Below are 25028 nucleotides of genomic sequence, written 5' to 3' on the forward strand. Positions count from 1 at the left end.
ACCTCAAACTGCGCGCCATCACCTCGGAATGCTGCGCGGATAATTCTCGGAACGCTGCGCGCCATCACCTCGGAATCCCGCGCGCCATCAAATCGGAACACCGCGCGCGATCACCTCGGAATCCGCAATCAGGACAATCCGATCTACGGAGACCCGAACCATCACGGCGGCTGACGCCGGGCCACCCTGAGCCTCAAGCCTTGCGCAAGGCGGTAGCGCCGGGGCACAGGGGGGCTCTTTCGCTTTCAGGACCGATCAGCCAATGCCGCGCCTGCTCTTGTTCAACAAACCCTATGGCGTGCTGTCGCAGTTCACCGATGGCGGCACCGCTACCGCCCGGCCCACGCTGTCGCGCTATGTCGCGGTGCCGGGGGTCTATCCGGCCGGGCGACTCGACCGTGACAGCGAAGGGCTGCTGCTGCTGACCGATGATGGCCGCCTGCAGGCGCGCATTGCCGATCCGCGTTTCAAGCTGCCCAAGACCTATCTGGTGCAGGTCGAAGGCGAGCCGGACGAGGCGCAGCTTGACCGGCTGCGGTGCGGTGTGGTCCTGAACGACGGGCCGACCCTGCCCGCAGAAGCCGAGGCGATCGCCGCGCCCGATTTGTGGCCGCGCGATCCGCCGGTCCGGTTTCGCAAGAGCGTGCCGGACAGCTGGATTTCGCTGACCATCCGCGAAGGCCGCAACCGTCAGGTCCGCCGCATGACCGCGGCAGTCGGGCTGCCGACGCTGCGGCTGGTGCGCTGGCGCATCGGCGACTGGACCGTGGCCGATGTGCCGCAAGGCGAGTGGCGTGAGGGCGCGGTGCCGCGCTGAAGGTCAGTCCCGGTCATCATCCTCGGCGGCAAAGGCGATGCTGCCTTCGTTGATCAGCGTCGTCATCAGCGCGACTGCTGCCTCGGAACTTGCCAGTGCAGGCGCGATTTCGACAAGATCGCTTGCGCACAACTGGCGGGCAAGGTCGGCCACCAGCCCGGTACAAGCGTGGCGTTGACCATCGACGAACAGCAGCACCGCGCTGCCGTCCTGTCGCTCGCCTTGCTCGACAAAGGCGAAGCGGCTGGCGGGGTTGCGCTCCAGCGCTGCACCTTCGGCAAGTGCCTGACGGACCTCATGTGCGCTGGCGGGTGCCTCGGGGCGCCAGTCGACCTCGGGATACTTGCGCTCGGTGGTGTGCCGTCCGAACCAGTCGGCAAAGCCGGTGCGGTCGGCAACCGCCCCAATCACCATCGCCTGCAGCCGGGCGAGCGCGTCGGGGATGATTTCGCCCGGATTGGGCTGAGCGGCAAGGCCGGGGTCGGCGTAACGGTCGTCCTCGGTCAGCCCCGACAGGATCTCGTCCACCCACAATCCGATCAGTTCGTGCCGCGATGGCGCGCGAAACCCGATCGAATAGGTCATGCAATCATCGCCCACCGCCACGCCATCGTGCGCCACGCCGGGCGGCAGGTAGAGCACGTCGCCGGGTTCGAGCAGCCATTCTTCGGTTGCCTGAAACTCGGCGAGCAGGCGCAAGTCCGCGTGCGGCAGCAGCGGCGTCGCATCGTCGCAGCGTTGGCCGATCCGCCAGCGCCGCTTGCCCGATCCTTGCACCAGAAACACATCGTACTGGTCGAAATGGGGGCCGACGCCCCCGCCATCGGCGGCATAGCTGACCATCACGTCATCGATCCGCCAGTTCGGAATGAAGCGGAACGGCGCGATCAGCGCGGCCACGTCGGGCACCTGATGGTCGACCGCCTGCACCAGCAAGGTCCAGTCCTTGTTGCCAAGCCGGGAGAAGCGCTTTGCCGCGATTGGCCCATGTTCCACCGCCCATGTGCCGGTGCCCCCGGTGATCAGGCGGGCTTCCACTCCCGCCTCGCCCGCCAGTCCGGCCAGTTCATCGGGTTCAAGCGGATTGACCCATCCGGGAAAGGCCTGTCGGATCAACAGCGGTTGCTGCTGCCAATGGTCGCGCAGGAAAGTGGCGGGGTCGAAGTTGTGCAGCGTCATGCCACCCGCCTTAGCGGCGGCGCAGCAGCCGGACCAGCGCTTCATCCAGCGTTGACAGGAACCGCGACCGGTCGGTCTTGCTGAACGGCGGCGGTCCGCCGATCGCCTCGCCGCCCGCGCGCAAGTCGGCCATGATCGCGCGGGTGGCGATGGCCGAGCCGATCGAGGCGTGGGTGAACGGCTTGCCATTGGACGAGATCACCGTGGCGCCCGCCTTCAGACAGCGGTCGGCCAGCAGGATGTCGGCGGTGATGCACACGGTTTGCGCATCGGCTCGCTCGGCGATCCAGTCGTCGGCGGCGTCGAACCCGTCGCTGACCACCACGCGGCTGATCAGATCATGCGCGGGCACGCGGATCGGGCTGTTGCTGACGATGGTCACCGGCACCGCGTGGCGAAAGGCGACCTTGTAGATCTCCTCCTTCACCGGGCAGGCATCGGCATCGACCAGAATCTGCGTCATCGTGGCGCGCCGTCTGGCGCGATGGCGGCCACCGCCAGCACCTCGATTGCCTCGTCTTTGCCGCCAAACGGCAGCAGCTCGCCCGCTTCCGCGCCCATCAGCGCGCGGGCCAGCGGCGCCGAAAACGCGATCAGCCCGGCGGCGGGGTCGGCCTCGTCATCCCCCACCAGCGACAGCGTGCGCATCTTGCCGCCCAAGCGAAACGCCACCGTGGTGCCGAATTCCACCACATCGCCCGCAGGCACCGGCATCACTTCGGCGGTGATCTGCCGCGTCTGCCAATAGCGCAGGTCGCGCTTGAGCGCCGTCAGCGCGGCCTCGTCATGCGGCTGCGCGATCTGCGTCGCCAGCTCGGCCACGCGCGCGCCGATCAGCGCCGCGCCGCGCGCGGTGACGCGGTTGGGGCCGGGCGGGATCGGCAGTTCGAACTTGGGCTCAAGATGTTCGTCATCGCCTTCACGCCGGAACGCAACGCTCATAGGCCCAGTTGCGCCTTGATCGCGGCGACGGCGCTGGCATTGATCGCCACGGCATCGGCTTCGGTGCCCGCTTCGGTGTAGCAGCGCAGTTCAGGCGCGTTGCCCGATCCGCGCAAATGGATCACCGCGTCCCCGGCAAAGGTCGCACGGACGCCGTCGGTGTGGTCGATGGTGGTGCACGGCCCGGCAAAGCTGCCGAACAGCCCGGTCTGGAGCGCCTGCTGCGCCGCTTCATCGCCGTCGGTCAGGCGGGCGAACAGCGCCTTGCTGACTTCGGGCGGGAACGGAATGACCCGGTCGCTATAGGTGAAGCGCTGCGGCAGGTCGGCCAATTGCGCCGAAACCGAGGGAGCGTCGGCGGCCAGCACCGCAAGTATCGGCAGGACCGCATCGCGGGTGGGCAAAGCGCGCGTCAGTCCGGTCTTGCCCGGAACCGCGCTGCCCAGCAGGAAGCCGCCGTTGGCCTCATACCCGCAGACCACGCTTGCGCCCGCGTCCAGTTCCTCGGTCATCGCGGCGATCACATAAGGCGATCCGATCCGGGTGCGCCGGGTGCGGGCAAAGCGACCCGACTTTTCCAGCGCGGTGTTGCTGCTGACCGGCGTGGTGACGCTGGTGGCACCGATCGCGCTGGCGCACAGGATGCCAAGCACGTCGCCGCGCAGCCACTTTCCGCTCTCATCCGAGATCAGCGGCCGATCCGAATCGCCGTCGGTCGAAACGATCGCATCAAGCCCAAATTCGGCCGCCCAGCCTTGCGCCAGTTCGACGTCTTCGGGGCGGATGGCTTCGGTATCGACCGGAACGAACACTTCGGAACGGCCCAGAAGCGCGATTTCGGCGCCCAGTTCGCGCACGATTCGCGCCAGAATGTCGCGCCCCACGGCCGAGTGCTGGTAGATTCCGACCTTCTTGCCAGCCAACGCGCCTGCTCCGAAATGGTCGAGGTAGCGCTGCACATAAGCTTCCACGGCGTCGGTGATCGGCGGCAGCGTCTCGGGCATAGCCAGCATCGCGGCGGCATCGAAGCGGTCGCTGCCAAGGTCGAGCACCTGACGGCTCATCCCCGCTTCGTCGGACTTGAGCACTTCTCCGGCAGAGCGGTAGAACTTGATGCCGTTGCGGTCGGCGGGAATGTGGCTGCCGGTGACCATCAACGAGGGGATGCCGCGGCCAAACGCAAACAACGCAAGCGCGGGGGTCGGCACATAGCCGCAGAACACCGGCACGCCACCGGCATCGCGCACGGCGCGTGCGCAGGCGGCCAGAATGCGCGGGCTCGATGGGCGCAAGTCTCCGGCCAGCGCCACCTCGCCGCCGCTGGCGAACTCGCCCTGCTCGGCCATGTATTGCAGGAACCCAAGGGTATAGCCGTAGCAGACCCGGTCGGTCATGGCGCTGACCAGCCCACGCGCGCCGCTGGTGCCAAAGGCTACGCCGCTTTCCTGCATCAAGTCGCGAACCGTGGTTACCGTCACACGATATCTCCTATTTCGACCTAGTATCGACCCTTTGCAGGGCCAGGCCAGTTCGCCGCGCGGGGGGCGGCGGCGAGCGCCTGCTTCCTGCCAGCCATGGTGCATTGCGCCAAGCGGTTTCAAGCCGTGCCGCAAACAAGCTTGCGCGGCTGCAAACGCCGCGACGAGACGCCGCTACTCACACAACGTTGCGAATTTGCTTCGGGTTTGCACCAAAATCGGTCGAGCGCAAGTTCGGCAATGGCTCGCGTTGGGACAGCAATACTGCCGCGCACCCGCTCCTTTCGTGCTGCAGCGCAACAGGGCTTGGCGGAACATCGGCCGGATGGCTGGATGCGGCTGGACGTTATCGGTCCAGTTCGGAGGTGGACGGCGTTGCCGGGTTGCGGGGAAGCGCGCGATGGTCGGAGCGGAGGCCTGATCTGCGCGAAGCAGGCCAGGGCCCTGCAGAACCGACGGCCAGCAACGGGATACCCGGATGACACACCACGCTTTTGCGATGCACGCGCCGCTGCGGTCGGGGATCGGTCCACGCCGCGCACCGCGCGTGGCCATCGTGCATTACTGGCTGGTGGGCATGCGCGGTGGCGAACGTGTGCTCGAACGCCTGCTGCGGCTTTATCCCGAAGCCGATATCTTCACGCACGTCTACGCGCCGGATCAGGTGTCGGACCTGATCCGCGCGCGCCGGGTTTACACCACCTTCATCAACCGGCTGCCGGGGGCGCAGCGGCATTACCAGAAGTATCTGCCGTTGATGCCACGCGCGCTCGAAGAGCTTGATTTGCGTGGCTATGATCTTGTGATCAGCAGCGAATCCGGACCTGCCAAGGGGGTGATCACCGCGCCCGATGCGTTCCACTTGTGCTATTGCCATTCGCCGATGCGGTATCTGTGGGACCATTACCACCCCTATCGCATCAAGGCCGGCTGGTTGGCGCGACAGATGATGCCGGTGATGTTCCATGGCTTGCGCCAGTGGGACACCAGTTCGGCGCAGCGGCCCGACCGCATTATCGCCAACAGCGCGTTTATCGCCCGGCGCGTGCGCAAGGCCTGGGGCCGGGATGCGACGGTGGTGCATCCGCCGGTCGATGTCGCGTTGTTCTCGCAAGCGGCGATTGTGCGCGAGCGCTATCTTTGGGTCGGCCAGATGACGCCGTACAAGCGCGCGGATCTTGTTGTCGCAGCGTTCAACCGGCTGGGCCTTCCCCTGCTGATGGTCGGCACCGGGGAATGCGCGGCCGAGATTTCCGCGCGCGCCGGACCTAACATCACCATCGTCGAACACCTGCCGTTTGACGAACTGCGCCGCGCCTATGCCGAATGCCGTGCCCTGATCTTCCCGGCGGAGGAGGATTTCGGACTGGTTCCGGTTGAAGCCAACGCTTCGGGGCGGCCGGTGATCGCCTTTGGTGGCGGCGGCGCCGGGGAGACGATCATCGATGGCCAGACCGGTCTGTTCTTTCACGACCAGTCGGCCGAAGCGCTGATCGATGCGGTCGAACGGTTCGAAGCCTGGCAGCCGCATTTCGATCCTGCCGCAGCGGTAACCAATGCCCGGCGGTTTGCGCCCGAGGTGTTCGACGCGCAGATCCGGGCAGCGGTCGCCGAAGGGATCGGTGGCGGGCTCAGCGAAGCGTTCGCAACCGCCCAGTTCGGTTGAACGGCATGAAAACCGCCACAACGCCGCTGTCGCTCTGGCCGACGAGAGCGCGACTTGCGCCGGTCTTCTCCGCGCGGCTCCGCGCGGCCGAGATGGGCCGCACACGGGGCGTGGCGCTTGTCGGAGCAGGAGCGATCGGTGTGGCCAGGCTGGGGGCTCAGGGGCTGCAATTCGTGTTGTTCATCAGCGCCGCGCGCGTGTTGAGCGTGGCCGACTTCGGCTGGTTCAGCCTGCTGTTTGCGATCGCCACGGGGCTTGCGGTGCTGGCCGAAGGCGGCTGGCGTGAACAAGTGGTGGCTTGCGAGGATGCGCGGACCGTCGGCGTCGTCCATGGCCTTGCCTTGCGCGACGGGGCGTTCTGGGCAAGCTGGGGCGCAGCGGCTCTGGCCATGGCGGCCATCAGCGGCAAGGTCGGTTCGGCGGTGCTTGCCGTAGGGATCTTGCTGTTGCCGTGGGTCGTGCTGCGCCCGCTTGCAGCGGTGCGCGAAGGCGTACTGACCCGGTCTGCACGACTGAATGCGTTGGCACTGATAACGTCGCTGGCCGAAGTGGCGTCATGCTTCGCCGGGTTGGTGTTGCTGGCCGACGGGGCTGGCCTGACAGCGCTGGCCGGGGCCAAACTGACGCTGCTCGGCGTCGAATTGGCTGGGCTTGTGCTGGCTGGCGGTGGCGTCTGGCGCGCGCATGCGGAACCCGTAGTGATCGGACAGATGCGGTGCTTCTCACGGCAGGTGCGCAGCGCAAGAGTGCTCAATTTTCTCCAGTGGAATCTTGCCACGTTGCTGGCGGGCCTGGCCTTTGCCCCTGCCGCAGTGGGGTTGTACCGTGCGGCCATTCGGCTGGCCGGGTTGGTGCAGGACGTGATCGGTGAGCCCGCGCGCGTATTCGGCTGGGCCTTTCTGCGCCGCACCGCAGAGCATGACCGGGCCTGCGTGCCGATCGCGGCGCTGCGTTTGCTTGATGCAACCCTCAGTGTCGCATGTGCGCCGCTGCTGCTGTTGGCGTTGCTGTCCCGACCGATCGTGGCTCTGTTGCTGGGATCGGCCTGGCAAGATGCCGCACCGATCCTGACACTGCTGGCGCTTGGCGCGATCGGTCGTCTGGTGACAATGACCACCGATCCCCTTTTGCCGCTGATCGGCCGGGCGGACCTGACGCAGCAGCTGGCGCAAGTTACGCTGGCCGCCAACGTCCTTGCGCTGGTCGTCGCGGTGCCCTTCGGGATCATGGGAGTGGCCGCGGCGGGCTTGTTGGCTGCGGTGGTATCGCTTGGTCCGGCGATGGGCATGCTGGTGCGCGATGCGCGGCTATCCGGATCGGCGTTGGCGTGGGCGATGTTGCCCAGCCTCGCGGGCGCGATCACCGCCACGATTGCAGCCACCTTCCAGTCATCAGCGGCACTTGCCCCCGGCGCTTCGGCGCTGACGGCAGCCTGCCTGATGCTCCTGAGTGCCTATGCCGTCGGGCAGGCATTGACCCGTGTCGGGCGGCATCTGCTTGCCTCACGCGGGTTTTCTTGAAGATTTCCGCCAAATTTCGGAGTGACCACGTTGAAGCCCACTGCCTCACCCCGCCTTGTCGTGATCTTGGCCAGCACCGGTCGGCCCGACATGCTTTCGGCGGCGCTGCACCACTGGCGGCGCCAAAGCCGGAAGGCCGACCGGATCATCCTGTCGGTAGTCAGCGACCGTGATCTGCCCGGCGCCGCTGCCCGCGAAGGCTGCACGGTCGTGAGCGGTCCACGCGGGCTGCCTGCCCAGCGCAATCGCGCGCTGCGGCTGGTCGAGGGAAAGGCGGATTACATCGCGTTCTTTGACGATGACTACCTCCCCTCGCGGCATTGCCTTGAACGGCTAGAGGCATTTCTCGAAAGCCATCCCGACGTTGCCGGTGCAACCGGCAGGCTGCTGGCCGACGGGGCGCGGACCACCGGCGTGCCGCTCGGGGCCGCCGAACGCATGCTGCGCGACTATGACCGGGAAGCGCCGCCTCCGCATGGCGACGCGCGCTGCGTCGAAGGTCTTTACGGTTGCAACATGGCCTATCGCGCGGCCAGCATTGCCGGGCTGGCCTTTGACGAACGGCTCAAGCTCTATGGCTGGCAGGAGGATATCGACTTCGCCGTACAGGCCGGACGGCGTGGTCGCACGGTGGCGACAGACGCCTTTGTCGGGGTCCATCTGGGGACCAAGGGCGCGCGCGCTTCGGGGCTGCGGCTCGGTTATTCGCAAGTGCAGAACCCGCTGTACTTGTGGGGCAAGGGCACAATGAGCGCGCGGTTCGCCCGCAAGCTGATCTTGCGCAACCTGATGGCCAACCATCTGCGCAGCCTCGCTCCCGAACCGTGGGTCGATCGCGTCGGCCGGGTCAAGGGCAACTGGCTTGGTCTGGTCGATGCCTTGCGCGGCCGCCTGACGCCCGAGCGGATCGAGGAGCTTTGACAGGTGACTGGCCAAGCCTTGGATCGCGGCGCAGCCTTGGCCAAAGATTGAAAGTCTGTCGCCGGTCAGTCGCAGGATTGCCGTGATGGCTGCACTTCAATAGCCATTCGTCCATGTCCCGACCAACCACACAGCAACGCTGGTTCAGCCTGATCATGCGCGCGATCTGGCGTGCCAGACCCGGTGCGGTGGCGATCTTGATCCTGTCCGCCTGTTCTGCACAGGCGCGCTTGCCTGAAGTCGATTACACGAAGCTGCGCATCACGCTCACGCGGTCGGCCTGTTTTGGGACTTGTCCGGATTATCGTTTGGTTATCCGTGGTGATGGACTGGTCGAGTTCTCCACGCAGGAGCAGGCGGTCGATGGCGTGGCGCATCGTCATCGCCAAAACTCGGCGGCCGCCTTCGTGCGCGTTACGGGCAAACACTTTGCCCGCATCGACCGGGCGCAAATCGATGCGCTGCTACAGCAATTCCGCGAAGGGAATTTCTTCGCCTTGAAGGGCGAATATCGGGCGAGCGTGACGGATAGCCCGACTTATGTGGTGTCCATCGACACCGGGAATGGCGCGAAACGGGTGATCGATTACGTCGGGCGAGAGGTTGGCATGCCGCAGGCCGTGACCGACATCGAGAACGCGATCGACGCGACGGCTGGCTCGCGCCGCTGGATCGAGGGGACCGCCGAGGTCATTCCGCTGTTGCAAGCCGAAGGCACAAGGTTCGATGGCCCGGTGGGTGCGCAACTCATGCTGGCTGCCGCAGCGCGCGGCGATCTGGACATGATGGCGCGGCTTCAACACCTTGGCGTTGCGCCAGACGCCAGCGACCCGCTGGAAATAGCCGCCGCGCGCGAGCAACCTACGGCGTTATCATGGTTGCTCGATCATGGCGCAGGAAAGCGCCAGAGCGATTTGCGCAACGCCCTTCGCGCGGCGATCCAGAGCGACAGTCAGGGCAGCTACGATGTCATCCGGGCCAGGGTCGATCCAGCGGCGATCACGTCCGACGCTGCCACGGTGATGCTACGGATGGCGGCAGGCAACGGCAACGCAGCCATGGTGGCATGGCTGCTGACGCTGCACCCCGAGGTTGACGGCTATGATCAGGCCACCGCGCAGAAAACGGCACTGTTCGAAGCAGCAAGCGGCAGTTGTTCTGATGATCGCGCGAAGGCGAAGTGTGATCGTGCCGGCGTGGTCCGAATGCTTTTGGATGCTGGCGCCGATCCAGTGCTGACGCGGTCGGATTATCGGCAAAGCGTGCTCCAATTCGTCGGCGATGCCAATGTTGCACGAATGCTGCTCAAGGCCGGGGCTGACCCGAATTATCGGGACGATGATGGGGAGCCGGTCATTTTCAGCATAGACGATGAAGCGACCGCGCTTGCGCTGATCGATGCCGGGATGAAATTGAATGCGGTGCGCCCAGCCGACAAGATGACGCTGCGAGGCTGGGCGCGATACCAGAAATGGCTGCACGTGCTGGCCCTGCTGCGAAGAGCCGGTTTGTAGCCTGTCGTTCCGGTTTCAGAGCGAAAAAGGGGGGCGGATCGCTCCACCCCCAGTCGTTCTGCTGTGACCGAAAGATCGAGAAGCGGTCAGAGCAGTTTCCAGGTGATCGGCACTGTGACCGAGGTCGCGCCGCCCGGCGGGGCGGGCAATTGACCGGCGCGGGCCGGCAGCGCGAGCGCTTCCTTGTCGAGCGTGGACGAGCCCGAGGGGGTAACCAGTTCGGTGCGGTCAACCCCGCCGCCTGCATTGATGAAGACCTTGACCTTGGCGGTGCCTTCCTCGCCGCGCATCTGGGCGCTGCGGGGATAGGTCTGCTTGGCGGCAATCGCGCGGGCGACCGACTTCACCCAATCGGCCGACTGGGCAAGCACGGGCGTGGCGGTGGCGGCAAGCGCCAGACCGGCGGCGGAAAATGCGAACATCAGGCGGCGGGAAAGCGACATCATGGGCAGCATTCCTTGGAAGTTTGGCAGCGGAATGGGCGGGCGTGCAGATCGGCCCGACCACCGCAAAGCGGCGATCAGCAGGTGGACCCTTCGCAAATGCTGCTTTGCAGCATGGCCGTTAGCTTGCGGCAAAGCAGTGCCTAGGGATGGGCCCTTAACACCAACCCAGCCGTTCAGAACTCGGACCAGTCGTCGGTGTCTGCCTTGACTGCTGCGTTGCCTTGGAACGCGGGTGCCGCACGGGTCGGTGCGGGCGATGGTGGCGGTGATGGCGGGGGCGGTGAAGGCGGGGCCGATGGCTGCGGGGCATATGCATCCGGGCGCAGCGTGGCCCTTGGCTGGAAGGGATCGTGCCGGGCATTGAGCGCGGACCCGCTGCCACCCAGGCTGAACCGTTCGAGCTGCGCCATCAGCCCCTCGGTCTCCTCCGACAGGTTGCGGGTTCCGGCCGAGGTCTCCTCGACCATCGCGGCGTTCTGCTGGGTGAACTGATCCATCGTCGCGACCATGCCCGAGATTTCGGCGATGCCGCTGGCCTGCTTTTCTGCGGCTTCGGCGATTTCGTCGACCAGTCCCGATACCGAGCCGACTTCGCCGACGATCTGGCGCAGCGCCTCGCCGCTCGATTCGACCAGCGTGACCCCGCCGACGATTTGTTCGGTGCTGGTGGAAATCAGCGCCTTGATGTCTTTGGCGGCATCGGCGCTGCGCTGCGCCAGTGCGCGCACTTCGGTGGCGACAACGGCAAAGCCCTTGCCCGATTCGCCCGCGCGCGCCGCCTCGACCCCGGCGTTCAGCGCCAGCAGGTTGGTCTGGAAGGCGATGCCGTCGATCACGTTGACGATCTCGGCCATCTCGCGCGAGGATGCCTCGATCGAGCGCATGGCCCCGATCGCCTCGTGCGAGATGCCTTCGACCCGGCCCGCAGTGGCGCGGGCCACAGCCAGTCGGCTGCTGGTCTGGCGGGCGTTGTCGGCAGTGATCTTCACCGCGCCGGAAAACTCGGACAGCGTCTTGGCGGTTTCGGCGATGGACGAGGCCTGTTGTTCGCTGCGGTTGGCCAGATCATGGGCGGCGGCGGCGATTTCGTGGGTGCCGACCCGGATCGTGCCGCAACCGGTCACGATCTTGCCCAGCGCACCGGCCAATGTACCGACCGCCGCATTGTAATCGGCATGCAGCTTGGCCAGTGCGCCGCCGCCGGTTTCAGGCACATGATAGTCGAGCTTGCCTTCAGCCAGTGCGGCAAGGCCACCGCCGATGGCGTCGATCGTGGCGCGCGTTTGGGCTGCGCGCGCCTTCTCCTCGTCGGCGCGTAGCTGATCGGCGGCGAACAGATCCTTGAACCGATCGAGCGCGCCAGCCAGCGCCCCGATTTCATCGCTTCGGCCAAGGCCGGGCAAGGCCACTTCCCTGTCACCGCCGACCAACTGGCCGACGGCTTCGCTCATGCGCTTGAGCGGGCGGGCGATGTTGTGCATCAACAGCACCAGCAGCAGGACCGCGACGGCCAGCCCTGCGCCGATGGCGCCGAACATGAACATGCGGGCCTGATCATAGATCGCCGCGCTTTGCGCCGACACCGCCGAGGCAGCCTTGCTGTCCTGATCGATCATGGCCAGCACGGTGTCTTCCATCGCGTAGAACTGATCGAGTGCCTCGCCATCGAGCATTGCCCTGGCGTTGGCATCGTGTGCCTGAGCCAGCCGGGTCAGTTCCTCGTTACGGCTGGTATAGGCGGTCCAGCTTTGCTTGAGCTGGCCAAGCGACTGTTTTTGCTGCGGCGATTCGGCGTGTTTGGCGTAGTCACCGAGCAGGCCGTCGATCACGGCCTGGGCGTTGCGGACCAGCTTTTCGGTGCGCGGCGATGGCGCGGCGACCAGATCGACCTGCTTGATCCGATATTGCGACAAATAGGCATGGATATCGCCCAGCGCCTGCGCCGAAGGCAGCCAACGGGTGCGCATTTCGGCCGAGAGCGCGTTGACCTCGCCGATCTTCTCGATCGAAACCAGTCCGGTTGCCGCCACCACAGCGAGCAACAGCGAAAACGCGGCAAGGATCTTTGCCGAGATATTGAACCGCACCGGTCTGGCTCCTGCAGCGACCTCAGGCCTGTTGAAGGCGCGCTCTACCCATGTGCCGGTCGCCGAAGGGTAAGGACCGACCTGCGTATCCGTGCGGGGGAGCGGTTAACCAGCCGGACTCGAATGGACGATCGGTGGTTGGCACGGGACCACAGGCCCGGCACGATGGCGCAATGAACCGTCGATTCGCGCTTGTTGCGCTGCCGCTCTTTCTGGCCCTTGTGGCCGCTGCCCCGCCGCGTGGAGGTGTTCGCCATGCGGCGCCCGTGCCCGCGCCGATCCCGCTGGCCGATACGGTGCGGGTCGTCGTGACCACCGATCTTGGGCCGATCGAGCTGGAGCTGGATGGCAAGCACGCGCCTGTCACCACCGCCAACTTTCTGCGCTATGTCGACACGCACCGGTATGACGGGATGACGTTCTATCGGGCGATGCATCTGGCCTGGGGAGAGCAGCCGAGCGGACTGGTGCAGGCGGGCGTGCGCGATCCACGCAAGCTGCTGCCGCCGATCGCGCACGAACCCACCAGCCAGACCGGCCTTTCGCACAAGGCGGGCGCAGTCTCGATGGCGCGCTTTGCGCCGGGCACGGCAACGTCGGACTTCTCGATCCTGCTGTCGGACATGCAGGGGCTCGACGCCGATCCCAAGGCGACCGACCCCGAGGCGCAAGCGGGCTTCGCGGTGTTCGGCCACGTGGTCGCGGGCATGGATGTGGTGCGCAAGATCTGGGACGCGCCACGCAGCGCGACCGAGGGGGAGGGCGCGCTCAAGGGCCAGATGCTCAGCCCCCCGGTCAAGATGCTGACGGTGCGGCGCGCGCCCCTGCCGGTGGTTCAACCGGCGCCCTGACCGGGCAAGACCTTCACGAAGGGCAGTCGACCGGCGTGCCTTGCCCCTTGCGGAACAGCACGAAGCGATAGCGGTAGGCATCGCCGCCAAAGGTACGGTTGGGCCCGACCAGCACGTCTACCTTGTCGCCCAAGGAAAGGTCGAGCGGAACCGGATCGATCGTCAGCGAGGCCGTGACCACGCGGGCAAACAGCACTTTGCCATTGCGCAGCACGGTCAGGTCGACCCCATCGCCGCTCGCCGCCTTGACCATGCAACCGCGCAGTTCCAGCGCCTGCGTTTGCGGTGCGGTGTAGCGCAGCCCGGTGCGGACAGGGTTGGTGCCGTCGCCTGCCGGGGCGGCGCTGGTCGTACCGATGCGCAAAGGACGCAAGCCCTTGGCGCCGAAATAGCTGTCGAACTGATCGTTGAACAATGCCAACGGAGTGTAGGCGAGCTTGGTCGGTGGCCCACCGACGGCATAGGCGCGCCATTGCGCGGTGGCCCAACCCATCAGCGAATCGGCCACCCAGTCGCTTGCGCCGGGTTGCAAGGCGGTGGTGCCGCGCACGATCAGCGGTGCCTCACCGATCATGACAGGACCGCTCACCGCGCTCCCCATTGCATCGGTCACGCTCCCGCCGGCGCCGATGAAAAGGCTGCGCGGTGCGCCCCAGATCACCGTGGTCTCGGCGCCAAAGCGCCAGGCAAACAGCAGCGGATCACCCAGATCGACCCGTGTCGGCCGCCCCAGCGCCAGAACGGGTTGCAGCGCGGCAAAGGCCCGGCCCTGTGGCTTGACCCCGCCATCGTGAATCAGCCCCATGTCGGGAAACCACGTCTGGTCGAGCAGGGCATACCATGAGGCGACCGGCACCCCGGCGCCCGCCAGCAACGTGGCCTGCTTGACGAGTTCGCCCGCCGCAAAGGCGGTGTCGGGGCTGTCGACGCTGAACTCGGTCGCCCACACCGGCACGCGCCGCCCGGCGGCGGTCATCGCCGCGTCCAGATTGGCCAGTTCGATATCAAGCCCTTCGCCGCGCAGGCGATAGGGATGGACCGAGATGGCATCGACGTGCGCCAGCAGCCCAGCGGCGAAGAACGGCTTGAGGAAGCCGGTGGCGATCATGTTGGTCGATCCCGCCACCACCGGCACGCGGCCGCCCAACCGTGCTTTCACCGCGTGGGCCAAGGCGACATAGGCCTTCGGTGCGTCGGTTCCTGCGGGAAAGGCCATGTTGCTGCCGCCGTTCAACTCGTTGCCCAGTTGGATGCCCGCAAGACAAGTGCCGAAACGTGTGGCCAGCGCATCGAGATAAGCGGCATAGGCGGCCTGCCCGGTGGCGGTGGTCACCCATTTGCCGCCATCGTACAGCGGGTTGGCGGGCGGCACGGTCACGATCAGGCGCAAGCCACGGGCACACGCCGCTTGCAGCGCCTGTGCCGCCGGGCCGGTGAAGTTGTAGGTGCCGGGGGTCGGCTCTGCTGCGCTCCACGCCAACGAATCGCGCAGCAGTGGCGCGCCAAGCTGGGTCGCCTGCGCCAGCGCGGATTGCGACCAGCCTTGGGAAAAGTGCGTCTGCGTGCCGAATTGCATCCCCGCCGTTGCCGTGTTGGCCGAGGACGCCGGCGGGAGCGGCGTGGCGTTGGGCACTGGGGCGACGGCAGCAGCGGTTGCCGCCAGCGTCGCCAGTACGACCGGCTTGGCGCCTGACCCGCCGGAGCTGGTGTTCAGGGCCACCGCAGCATAGGCCGCCATCGAAACAAGAGTGCTGAGCATGACCGGCATGATCCGGTGTCCGGGCTTCATTGCGCAAGGCTCCACTTCATCCACTTTCGAGCGATGAAATGGCAGCGCGGGCTTTAACGCGCGCCGCAAGGATGCAATTAATGCACTGGTTTTCTTCGTTTATTCTAACTGAATAGGCGCTAAGGGAAAGTGCCTGGATTGACTGCCGAGCGGATCAAACCGCCTGGTCAGCCGCTTCCGCAATCGCACCGACGATCGCCGCGCGCACGGTGGCAAGGTCATTCTCGTCGATGCAGTAGGGCGGCATCAGGTAGATCGTGTTACCCAACGGGCGCAGCAGCACCCCGGCCTTGCGGAAGCTGGCCATCAGGCGTGGGGCCAGAGCCGAGAGATAGCCGCCGTCGGGCACGGCAAGGTCGAACGCGGCGATGGTGCCGGTGCGGCGCGGATTGGTGACGCCGGGCAGGTCGGCCAGACTGTCGAGCAAGGCTTGCAACCGCGCGCCCAGCACGGCGATGCGCTCGCGCACCGGCTCTTCGCGCCACAGCGCCAGGTTGGCGACGGCCGCCGCGCAGGCGATCGGATTGGCGGTATAGCTGGACGAATGGTAGAACATCCTGGCCCGGTCGGTCGACCAGTGCGCGCGGAAGATGGGTTCTTGCGCCATGGTCACCGCCAGCGGCATCGACCCGCCGGTCAACCCCTTGGCCAGACACAGGATATCGGGCACGACATCGGCCTGTTCGCAGGCGAGCAACGTGCCGGTGCGGCCCCAGCCGGTCATCACTTCGTCGGCGATCAGCAAGACGCCGTGTGCGCGGCAGATGGCCGCCATCTGCGCCAGCAACGCGGGCGAATACATCAGCATGCCCCCAGCACCGAGCACCAGCGGCTCGACGATGAATGCGGCAGGACCGGCGCGGCAGGCCTGCTCCAGCGCCTCAAGCGTGTTGGCACCATCGCCCAACGGGAACGGAATGGTCCCCACATCGAACAACAGCGGCGCATAAGGCGCGTTGAATACCCCGCGCGCGCCGACCGACATCGCGCCGATGGTATCGCCGTGATAGCTGTGTTCCAGCACCAGAATGCGGCTGCGCCCGGTCCCGGTATGCGCGTGAAAGCCCAGCGCCATTTTCAGCGCGACTTCGACACAAGTCGATCCGCTGTCGGAAAAGAACACGCGGGTCAATTCGGGCGGCAGCAGCGCGGTCAGACCGGCGGCCACTGCCTCGGCCGGTTCATGCGTCCACCCGGCAAAGATCAACTGGTCGAGCTTGGCCGCCTGAGCCTGAATGGCGGCGACGATGCGCGGGTGGTTGTGGCCATGCGTGGTCACCCACCAGCTTGAAATGCCATCGATCACGCGGGTGCCGTCGGCGGTGTAGAGCGCGGCCCCTTCGGCGCGCACGACCGTGGGGATCGGCTCTTCCAGCCCGTGCTGGGTGAACGGGTGCCAGACCGCACTCATATGAAATCGTCCCGCAGGAAGTGCGCGGCAAAGGCTTCGGCGAGCGCATGCGGATTAAGGTCGGGCAGCACCGGCAGGCAGCCCAGACGGCGGACTTTGCCGATCTGAGCGATCGTCGCCGCGTTGTCCTCGTTCGCCTCCCCCACGAAGGCTACGCCGTGGATGGGAACGCCGCGCGCGCGAAGCGCCTCGATGGTCAGCAGGCTGTGGTTGATCGTGCCAAGCGCCGTGCGCGCGACCACGATAACCGGCAGACCCCAGCGCGCGAACACATCGGCATAAAGCACGGTGCGTGTTACCGGCACCAGCGCGCCGCCAGCGCCTTCGACCACCAGCGGCCGCTGCGGCGGCAGGGTCAGCCGGTCGGGGTCGATGGCAATGCCGTCCAACTCGGCAGCGCGGTGCGGCGACAGTGGCTCGGTCAGGCGATAGGCTTCGGGCACGATGCGGTCAGCAGAAAGGCCGGCCAGCCGCGCGACTTCATCCTTGTCGGCGCCATCGGCCAGGCCGGATTGCACCGGCTTCCAGTAATGCGCGCCCAGCGCCCCGGCCAGGGCAGCGGCGAACACGGTCTTGCCGATGCCGGTGTCGGTTCCGGTGACGACGAACGCGGTCATGCCAAGGCCTCTTTCAGCGCCAGCGCCAGTGCATCGACATCGGCGGTGGCGACGTTGCGGGTCAGCGAGATGCGCAACCGGCTGGTGCCCTGTGGCACGGTCGGCGGGCGGATGCCGCGCACGTCGAACCCGGCGGCCTGCAGCTTGCCAGCCACTACCATGGTCCGCGCATCGTCGTGCAGGATCAGCGGCAGGATCTGCGTGCCGGTGGCCTGCGCGCCCAGCGGCGCCAGCACGCGTTCGGCATGCGCGATCGTCGCGTGCAGGTCGGTACGGCGTTCGGGCTCATCGGCCAGCATGCGCAACGCCTCGCGCACAGCGGCGGCGACCAGCGGCGACGGCGCGGTCGAGAAGATGAAGGGGCGGCCCCGATTGACCAGAAAGTCGCGCACCACTTGCGGCCCCAGCACCAGCGCGCCTTCGCAGCCCAGCGCCTTGCCGCACGTGCGCAGCACTATCGTATCGGGGCGTCCGTCGAGCCCGCCCGCAAGGCCGCGTCCGTTGGTGCCGAACACGCCGGTGGCATGGGCCTCGTCGATCAGCAGAACCGCGTCGTAGCGTTCGGCCACCGCCACCAGATCGGCCAGCGGCGCGCTATCACCGTCCATCGAATAGAGCGATTCGAACGCCAGCCAGATGCGGCCGGTATGTCCGGCAGCGCGCCATTCCTGCGCGGCGTCGGCAAAGCCTTGCGCATCGTTGTGCGGCGCGGCCACGGCGGTCGCCCGCGTCAGCCGCAGCCCTTCGTGCATCGAGGCGTGGATCAGTTCGTCATGGACGATCAGGTCATCGCGCTGGGGCAGGGTGGACAGCAGCGCGACATTGGCGGCGTAGCCCGATGAGAAGAACAGCGCCGCCTCGCTGCCGAAGAACGCGGCGGCTTCGGTTTCGAGCGCTTCGTGTTCGGGGTCGTTGCCGCGCAGCAGCCGCGATCCGCCCGAACCGAGCGGCACCCCGCGCGCAATGGCCGCCCCCACCGCTTGGGCGAGGCGTGGGGCACCGGCCATGGCAAGGTAGTCGTTCGACGAAAAATCGGTGCCCCGGCGCGCGCTCAACGACCGCAGGCGCGCCTTGGCCGACAGCGCGGACAAGTCTGCCCGATGCGCATCCCAAAGCGAGGCTGCGCGCGTGGTCGTCATGCCGTCAGCCATGCCGGTCAGGCCGCGCAGCCGCCCGAACAGCCGCCCACGGCCTTCATCGCGCGCAACGGTTCTTCACCCTGCATCGGCTTCAACCCCAGCCGGGCGAACAGCGCGGCGTCGGCGTCGTCACCGGCATTGGCGGCGGTGAGCAGGCGGTCGCCGGTGAAGATCGAGTTGGCCCCGGCCATGAAGCACAGCGCCTGCGTCGCCTCGCTCATGCTCTCGCGCCCGGCGGACAGGCGCACCATGCTGAGCGGCATGGTGATCCGCGCGACGGCAACGGTGCGGACGAACTCGATATCGTCGATCTTGGCAAGCGGGGTATCGGCCAGCATGTCGCCCAGCACGGTGCCCTTGATCGGCACCAGCGCGTTGACCGGCACGCTTTCGGGATGCGCTTCCAGCGTTGCCAGCGCGTGGATGAAGCCCACGCGGTCGGCGCGGGTTTCGCCCATGCCGACGATCCCGCCCGAGCAGACATTGATCCCGGCGGCGCGGACTTGCGCCAGCGTATCGAGCCGGTCGGCGAAGGTGCGGGTGGTGATCACGTCGCCATAGCGTTCGGGCGATGTGTCGATGTTGTGGTTGTAGTAATCGAGGCCCGCTTCGGCCAGTTGGGCGGTCTGCTCGGCCGTCAGCATGCCGAGCGTCATGCAGGTTTCCATGCCCATCTCGCGCACGCCCTTCACCATCGCGATGATCGCGGGCATGTCGCGGTCCTTGGGGTTGCGCCAGGCGGCGCCCATGCAGAACCGCTTGGAGCCATTGTCGCGCGCCTGAGCGGCCGATTGCAACACCGCCTGCACTTCCATCAGCTTGGTTGCCTGAACCCCGCTGTCGGCCTTGACCGATTGCGCGCAATAGCCGCAATCCTCGGGGCAGCCGCCGGTCTTGATCGACAGCAGTGTGCACAGTTGCACTTCGTCGGCGCGATGGCGCGCGCGGTGAACTTCGGCGGCGCGGAACACGAGTTCGGTGAAGGGCAGGTCGAACAGCGCGGCGATCTCCTCGCGCGTCCAGTCGGTGCGCACGGCGGGAACGGCGGCATCGCTGGTGCCGGTGGCATCGATCCGGGTGGGCGCGTTCATCGTCAACTCTCCATCACAAACGGATTTGGCCATCACAAACGGATTTGGCCGCAGCGTTTAGTCAAAATTATGGTTCATGCACCCGAAAAATGCATCGTCGCGTTTCACCATGCGGTAGAGATTGCAGCACATTGCCCGCTGTTTACCGGACCGGAAGGGTTTGGCCGCTAAAGCCTTCGGGCATGAACCGCTCCTGCAAAGCCGGGGGCACAAGCTTGAATTGGACCTGTAACGATCATGGCAGCCGTCGAACGTATCGGAGTGGTCGGGCTGGGCTATGTCGGCCTGCCGCTGGCTGTCTCGTTTGCCCGCAAGTATGCCGTCACCGGCTTTGATATCAGCGCGCACCGCATCGCGACGCTGCGCGCGGGCACCGATTACACCAACGAGATCAGCCCCGAAGAACTGGCTGCCTCGACGCTGGAGGTGACCGACGATCCGCAGGCGCTGGCTGGGTGCCCGGTGATCATCGTCACCGTGCCGACCCCGGTCGATGAGGGCCACCGCCCCGACTTCACCCCGCTGGAAGGCGCCTGCCGCACGGTGGGCAAGGTGATCGTGCCCGGCACCACCGTGGTATTCGAATCGACCGTCTATCCCGGCGCCACCGAAGAAGTCTGCGCGCCGATCATCGAGCAGGTTTCCGGCCTGAGAAGCGGGGTCGACTTCACGCTGGGCTACAGCCCCGAACGGATCAATCCGGGTGACAAGGAGCATCCGTTCGAGAAGATCGTCAAGGTCGTGGCCGGGCAGGACGGGCCGACGCTCGACCGGCTGGCGGACCTGTACGGGTCGGTGGTGACGGCGGGCATCCACCGCGCCGCCTCGATCAAGGTGGCCGAGGCCGCCAAAGTCATCGAGAATACCCAGCGCGACATCAACATCGCGCTGATGAACGAGATTTCCAAGATCTGCGATCTGGTCGGCATCCGCACCAAGGATGTGCTGGCGGCGGCGGGAACCAAGTGGAACTTCCTCAAGTTCTATCCCGGCCTTGTCGGCGGGCACTGCATCGGCGTCGACCCCTACTACCTGACCGCCAAGGCCGAACAGCTTGGCTATCACCCGCAAGTGATTCTGGCCGGACGGCGGATCAACGATGGCATGGGCGCCTATGTAGCGCAGCGTACGGTCAAGCTGCTGGCCAATGCCGGGCGGCCCTTGCGTGAGGCGCGGGTGGGCATTCTGGGCCTGACCTTCAAGGAAAACGTGCCCGACATCCGCAATTCCAAGGTCGAGGATATCGTGCGCGAACTGGCCGAATTCGGCATCGTGCCACTGGTCCACGATCCGCTCGCCTCGCCGCAGGCCGCGCTGCACGAGTTTGGGCTGGAACTGGCCTCGCTCGACGATTTCCACAATCTGGATGCGGTGATCTTTGCGGTCAGCCACGCCGATTACCTTGCCCTTGGCAGTGCCGCGATCGGCGCGATGCTCAGCCCGGGCGGCGTGGTGATCGACGTGAAATCAGCGCTGACGCCCGATGCATTGCCCGAAGGCTTGCGGTACTGGAGCCTGTAAGGCCCACTTGAAATCTTCCCATCCGGAGTACGGCATTTGGCAATTCTGGTTACCGGTAACGCCGGCTTCATCGGCTTTCACACCGCAAAGACCCTGCTCGAACGCGGCGATGACGTGGTCGGGATCGACGTGGTCAACGACTATTACGACCCGACGATCAAGGAAGCGCGGCTGAATATCCTTGAAGAAACCGCCGCGCGCACCAATGCGCGTTACAGCTTCGTGCGCGCCAACATGGCCGACCGGCCTGCGGTGGAGAAGATGTTTGCCGATCATGACATCCGCCGGGTGATCAACCTCGCCGCGCAAGCGGGCGTGCGCTACAGCCTTGAAAACCCGCACGCTTATGTCGAAAGCAACATCGTCGGGTTCACCAATATCCTCGAAGCCTGCCGCCACGGCGGGGTCGAGCATCTGGTCTATGCCTCGACCAGTTCGGTCTATGGCGCGAACAAGGCGATGCCGTTCACCGAGCACAAGGGGGTCGACCACCCGCTGCAGTTCTATGCCGCCACCAAGAAGGCGAACGAGCTGATGGCGCACAGCTACAGCCACCTGTATCGCCTGCCCACCACCGGCTTGCGCTTCTTCACCGTCTATGGCCCGTGGGGGCGGCCCGACATGGCGCTGTTCCTGTTCACCAAGGCGATTCTGGCGGGTGAGCCGATCAACGTGTTCAACCACGGCAACCACACGCGCGACTTCACTTATGTGACCGACATCGTCGAAGGCGTGATCCGTGCCTGCGACCGGCCCGCGCAGCCCAACCCGGACTGGGACGCCTTCAACCCCGATCCCGCCACCAGCGACGCGCCCTATCGCATCTACAACATCGGCAACAACAACCCGGTCAAGCTGACCGAATACATCGAAGCGCTGGAGCACTCGCTGGGCCGCACGGCGATCCGCAACCTGCTGCCGCTGCAAGCGGGCGACGTGCCCGATACCTTTGCCGACGTGTCCGATCTGGTGAACGACCTTGGCTACAAGCCGGCCACCAGCGTGCGCGAAGGTGTGGCCAATTTCGTCGCGTGGTACTTGGAACACGTCCACAAGGGCTGATAGAGAAAGCCTTTCACCGGAGGGCAGACCTTGCAACTGCGCCATTTGCGCTATTTCGTGACACTGGCGCGGGTGAGGCATTTCGCCCGCGCCGCCAGCGAATGCGGCGTGTCGCAGCCGACGCTGTCGGCGGGGCTGGTCGCGCTGGAGCAGGAATGCGGGCACCGGCTGATCGAGCGCGAGCGGCGCTTCATCGGGCTGACCGCGCAAGGGGCGGCGATGCTGCCCTGGGCCGAGCAGATCCTGGGCGCGATGCACATGATGGCCAGCGCCGTGGCGAGCGCACCGGTGCAGGGCGAATTCACGCTGGCCGCGATTCCCGCCGCGCTGCCGCTCGTCGGGCAACTGGCCGAAGCGCTGCTCGAACAGAACCCCGGCCTTGCCCTTTCGGTCAGGTCGGCCACCTCGCGCGAGATCGAGCATGCGCTGGCGGCGCTGGAGATCGATGCCGGGCTGACCTACCTCGACCATGAACCGCCCGCGCATACGCTGGCGGTGCCACTGGCGGCGGAACAGTACTTGTTCCTTGCCCGGCGCGGTGCGGGGTTCGATGATCGCGCCGCGATCGGTTGGGCACAAGCGGTGGCACAGCCACTGTGCCTGCTGCACACCGGCATGCAGTACCGCCGCATTCTGGACGAGCGGCTGGCGGCGCGCGGGCTGGTCGCCGCCCCGCGCGCGACCGCCGACAGCCACGTCGCGCTGTTCGCGATGGTCCGTTCGGGCGGGTTCTGCGCGATCGTGCCCGATGGCTATGCCCAGTTGCTCAGCGGGCTGGACTGGGCCTGCTTCGTGCCGTTCGATGAACCCGAAGTGGCGCGGCGGATCGGCCTTGTCGTGATGGACCGCGATCCCATGGCCCCGCTGTCGCGCGCGGCTCTGACCGCCGCTCGGGGCCTTGTGATAGAGTAGCTCTATCAGCCATCCGGCAAATCGATTTGCAATTGGCGCGGCTTTTGCGTTGGCTGCACAGCCATGGAAGACGCTGCCGAACTCGCCCGTATCATCGCCGCACACGCCAGCCGTGAAGGGCCGCTGCTGCCGATCCTGCACGATGTGCAGGCCGCATTCGGGCATGTGTCCGAAGCCACCATCCGCACGATTGCGCAGGCGCTGAACCTCACCCGCGCCGAAGTGCACGGGGTGGTCAGCTTCTACCACGATTTCCACGATCACCCCGAAAGCCGTCCGGTGCTCAAGCTGTGCCGCGCCGAAAGCTGTCAGGCGCGCGGGGTCGAGGCGCTGGCCGCCGCGCTGCCGGTGCAGGACCGGGTCAAGATCGAAACCATCTATTGCCTTGGCCTGTGCAGTGTGGGCCCCAACGCGATGGTTGGGGACCGGCTCCACGCCCGGCTCGATGCGGCCAAGCTCAATGCGCTGGTGGAGGCGCTGGCATGACGGACAAGGTTCAGCCAATCGTGCGGATCAGCGATGACGCGCTGGCGCTTGCCTGCGGGGCGGACGAAGTGGCGGCGGCTTTTGCTGCGGCGGGCTGCACGGTCGAGCGCGTGTCCAGTTGGGGCATGCACTGGTTGGAGCCGCTGGCCGATATTGGCGGGCAGGGCTTCGGCCCGCTCGAACCCGGCGACGTGGCGGCGGTGCTCGATGGCTCCAGCGCCAAGGGCATCGGTGCGATTGCCGAGCATCCTTTCATCGCTCGGCAACAGCGGTTCACTTTTGCCCGTGCCGGCAAGACCCGGCCGCTCAGCCTTGCCGATTACAGCGCGACCGGCGGCTGGGCCGGGCTGGCGCGCGCGCGCGAACTCGGGCCTGAAGCCACCATTGCCGAAGTCACCCAGTCGGGCCTGCGCGGGCGCGGCGGCGCGGGCTTTCCGGCGGGGATCAAGTGGTCCACCGTGGCCAAGGCGGCCGGTTCGACCAAGTACATCGTGTGCAACGCCGACGAAGGCGACAGCGGCACGTTTGCCGACCGCATGGTGATGGAAGGCGATCCCTTCATGCTGATCGAGGGGCTGGCGATCGCGGCCGTCGCGGTTGGCGCGGGCAAGGGCTATGTCTATATCCGCAGCGAATATCCGCACGCCATCGCCAAGATGCAGGCGGCGGCAGAGCTTGCCGCGCCGTTGATCGCGCCCTTTGCGGTCGAGATCCGCGTCGGCGCGGGCGCTTATGTCTGCGGCGAGGAAACCTCGCTGCTCAACAGCCTTGAAGGCAAGCGTGGCGAGGTGCGGGCCAAGCCGCCGCTGCCCGCGCTCGAAGGGCTGTTCGGCCAGCCGACCGTGGTCAACAACGTGCTGACGCTGGCCGCCGTGCCGTGGATTCTGGCCAACGGGGCAAAGGCTTACGCCGATGTCGGCTTTGGCCGGTCGCGCGGGACGATGCCGATCCAGATTTCGGGCAACGTCCGGTACGGGGGGCTGTTCGAGGTCGGCTTCGGCATCACGCTGGGCGAACTGGTGAACGACATCGGCGGCGGTACCGCATCGGGCCGACCGGTGCGCGCGGTGCAGGTCGGCGGACCGCTGGGTGCCTATCACCCGCCTGCAGACTTTGGCCTGAACTTCGACTATGAGGCCTTTGCCGAAGCCGAAGGGCTGATCGGCCATGCCGGGCTGACGGTGTTCGACGACAGCGCCGACATGAGCGCGCTGGCCCGCTTTGCGATGAACTTCTGCGCCGCCGAATCGTGCGGCAAATGTACCCCCTGCCGCATCGGCAGCACGCGCGGGGTCGAACTGATCGACCGCATCCGCGCGCGTCGGGGGTCTGACTTTACCCGCAGTGCGGACAAGGTCGAGGCGCTGCCCCAGATGCACAATGCCCGCAAAGGCGCGCGCTCCTTGGCCGAGGAGATCACCTTGCTGGAAGATCTGTGCGAGACGATGAAGTTCGGCTCGCTCTGCGCGCTGGGCGGGTTCACGCCCTATCCGGTGCTGTCTGCGCTCAGGCATTTCCCCGAGGACTTCGGCGCTGTGGTGCCGGTGCAGGACGCGGCGGAATGATCGGGCGGGGCTTT

The 25028-nt window shown here is 66.4% G+C and carries 22 protein-coding genes; 11 read left to right on the forward strand and 11 right to left on the reverse strand.

Features of this window, described 5'->3' with window-relative positions; genetic code table 11:
• The first annotated feature begins 262 nt into the window (after positions 1-262).
• Positions 263-817 (forward strand): pseudouridine synthase, encoded by a 555-nt coding sequence (locus LDN95_RS12460; protein WP_226018010.1) that lies wholly within the window; start codon positions 263-265, stop codon positions 815-817.
• 3 nt (positions 818-820) lie between these two features.
• On the opposite strand, the gene LDN95_RS12465 is transcribed toward LDN95_RS12460, so the two are convergent.
• From LDN95_RS12465 to LDN95_RS12480, 4 genes are read right to left on the reverse strand one after another with little or no spacing between them, the layout of a single operon-like run.
• Positions 821-1996 (reverse strand): cupin domain-containing protein, encoded by a 1176-nt coding sequence (locus LDN95_RS12465; protein WP_226018011.1) that lies wholly within the window; start codon positions 1994-1996, stop codon positions 821-823.
• A 10-nt stretch (positions 1997-2006) separates the two neighbouring features.
• Entirely contained in the window at positions 2007-2459 is a 453-nt protein-coding gene (locus LDN95_RS12470; RefSeq protein WP_226018012.1) for a YaiI/YqxD family protein, read from the reverse strand.
• Positions 2456-2938: a GreA/GreB family elongation factor gene (locus tag LDN95_RS12475; RefSeq protein WP_226018013.1), complete on the reverse strand. Its 483-nt coding sequence runs from the start codon at positions 2936-2938 to the stop codon at positions 2456-2458. The genes LDN95_RS12470 and LDN95_RS12475 overlap by 4 nt, the downstream gene beginning before the upstream one ends.
• On the reverse strand, positions 2935-4389 hold the full coding sequence (locus tag LDN95_RS12480) for a phosphomannomutase (RefSeq protein WP_226018120.1): 1455 nt from the start codon (positions 4387-4389) through the stop codon (positions 2935-2937). Before LDN95_RS12480 ends, LDN95_RS12475 begins: the two co-directional genes overlap by 4 nt.
• Before the next feature lie 505 nt (positions 4390-4894).
• On the opposite strand from LDN95_RS12480, the gene LDN95_RS12485 reads away from it, so the two are divergent.
• The 4 genes from LDN95_RS12485 to LDN95_RS12500 all read left to right on the forward strand — a co-directional run bounded on the left by LDN95_RS12485 (position 4895) and on the right by LDN95_RS12500 (position 10037).
• Positions 4895-6082, forward strand: a complete 1188-nt coding sequence (locus LDN95_RS12485) for a glycosyltransferase (RefSeq protein WP_370631688.1) — start codon at positions 4895-4897, stop codon at positions 6080-6082.
• A gap of 5 nt (positions 6083-6087) precedes the next feature.
• Positions 6088-7602, forward strand: coding sequence for an oligosaccharide flippase family protein (locus LDN95_RS12490; protein ID WP_226018014.1), 1515 nt, complete (start codon positions 6088-6090; stop codon positions 7600-7602).
• A gap of 21 nt (positions 7603-7623) precedes the next feature.
• Entirely contained in the window at positions 7624-8523 is a 900-nt protein-coding gene (locus LDN95_RS12495) for a glycosyltransferase family 2 protein (RefSeq protein ID WP_226018015.1), read from the forward strand.
• 113 nt (positions 8524-8636) lie between these two features.
• The gene (locus LDN95_RS12500; protein WP_226018016.1) at positions 8637-10037 is read left to right on the forward strand and encodes a DUF6438 domain-containing protein; all 1401 of its coding nucleotides are present in this window, start codon (positions 8637-8639) and stop codon (positions 10035-10037) included.
• An 86-nt stretch (positions 10038-10123) separates the two neighbouring features.
• Here the strand turns inward: LDN95_RS12500 and LDN95_RS12505 are convergent, their stop codons facing one another.
• Entirely contained in the window at positions 10124-10483 is a 360-nt protein-coding gene (locus tag LDN95_RS12505) for an energy transducer TonB (RefSeq protein ID WP_226018017.1), read from the reverse strand.
• A 173-nt stretch (positions 10484-10656) separates the two neighbouring features.
• The gene (locus tag LDN95_RS12510) at positions 10657-12570 is read right to left on the reverse strand and encodes a HAMP domain-containing methyl-accepting chemotaxis protein (RefSeq protein WP_226018018.1); all 1914 of its coding nucleotides are present in this window, start codon (positions 12568-12570) and stop codon (positions 10657-10659) included.
• A gap of 173 nt (positions 12571-12743) precedes the next feature.
• Here LDN95_RS12510 and LDN95_RS12515 point away from each other — a divergent pair, with 173 nt between their 5' ends.
• Positions 12744-13421 (forward strand): peptidylprolyl isomerase, encoded by a 678-nt coding sequence (locus LDN95_RS12515; RefSeq protein ID WP_226018019.1) that lies wholly within the window; start codon positions 12744-12746, stop codon positions 13419-13421.
• 13 nt (positions 13422-13434) lie between these two features.
• Here LDN95_RS12515 and LDN95_RS12520 read toward each other — a convergent pair whose 3' ends face one another.
• The 5 genes from LDN95_RS12520 to bioB form a co-directional block, all read right to left on the reverse strand.
• Entirely contained in the window at positions 13435-15180 is a 1746-nt protein-coding gene (locus tag LDN95_RS12520; protein ID WP_226018020.1) for a glycosyl hydrolase, read from the reverse strand.
• Positions 15181-15364: 184 nt separating this feature from the next.
• Positions 15365-16621: an adenosylmethionine--8-amino-7-oxononanoate transaminase gene (locus LDN95_RS12525; protein WP_226018021.1), complete on the reverse strand. Its 1257-nt coding sequence runs from the start codon at positions 16619-16621 to the stop codon at positions 15365-15367.
• Positions 16618-17238, reverse strand: a complete 621-nt coding sequence (gene bioD, locus LDN95_RS12530; protein WP_226018022.1) for a dethiobiotin synthase — start codon at positions 17236-17238, stop codon at positions 16618-16620. The genes LDN95_RS12525 and bioD overlap by 4 nt, the downstream gene beginning before the upstream one ends.
• Positions 17235-18377, reverse strand: a complete 1143-nt coding sequence (locus LDN95_RS12535; RefSeq protein WP_370631689.1) for an 8-amino-7-oxononanoate synthase — start codon at positions 18375-18377, stop codon at positions 17235-17237. The genes bioD and LDN95_RS12535 overlap by 4 nt, the downstream gene beginning before the upstream one ends.
• A gap of 17 nt (positions 18378-18394) precedes the next feature.
• A complete protein-coding gene (gene bioB / locus LDN95_RS12540) occupies positions 18395-19468 on the reverse strand; it encodes a biotin synthase BioB (protein ID WP_226018024.1) in 1074 nt (357 codons plus the stop codon).
• Between the two features lie 237 nt (positions 19469-19705).
• Between bioB and LDN95_RS12545 the strand changes: the two genes are divergently transcribed.
• The 5 genes from LDN95_RS12545 (at position 19706) to LDN95_RS12565 (ending at position 25014) form a co-directional block, all read left to right on the forward strand.
• A complete protein-coding gene (locus LDN95_RS12545) occupies positions 19706-20989 on the forward strand; it encodes a nucleotide sugar dehydrogenase (RefSeq protein WP_226018025.1) in 1284 nt (427 codons plus the stop codon).
• Positions 20990-21025: 36 nt separating this feature from the next.
• Positions 21026-22051 (forward strand): NAD-dependent epimerase, encoded by a 1026-nt coding sequence (locus LDN95_RS12550; protein ID WP_226018026.1) that lies wholly within the window; start codon positions 21026-21028, stop codon positions 22049-22051.
• Between the two features lie 30 nt (positions 22052-22081).
• Positions 22082-22963 (forward strand): LysR family transcriptional regulator, encoded by an 882-nt coding sequence (locus LDN95_RS12555; RefSeq protein ID WP_226018027.1) that lies wholly within the window; start codon positions 22082-22084, stop codon positions 22961-22963.
• 63 nt (positions 22964-23026) lie between these two features.
• The gene (locus LDN95_RS12560) at positions 23027-23449 is read left to right on the forward strand and encodes an NAD(P)H-dependent oxidoreductase subunit E (RefSeq protein ID WP_226018028.1); all 423 of its coding nucleotides are present in this window, start codon (positions 23027-23029) and stop codon (positions 23447-23449) included.
• Entirely contained in the window at positions 23446-25014 is a 1569-nt protein-coding gene (locus LDN95_RS12565; RefSeq protein ID WP_226018029.1) for an NADH-ubiquinone oxidoreductase-F iron-sulfur binding region domain-containing protein, read from the forward strand. The genes LDN95_RS12560 and LDN95_RS12565 overlap by 4 nt, the downstream gene beginning before the upstream one ends.
• Positions 25015-25028: the final 14 nt, after the last annotated feature.

The sequence above is a fragment of the Novosphingobium sp. FKTRR1 genome, assembly GCF_020404405.1.
Classification (GTDB): domain Bacteria; phylum Pseudomonadota; class Alphaproteobacteria; order Sphingomonadales; family Sphingomonadaceae; genus Novosphingobium.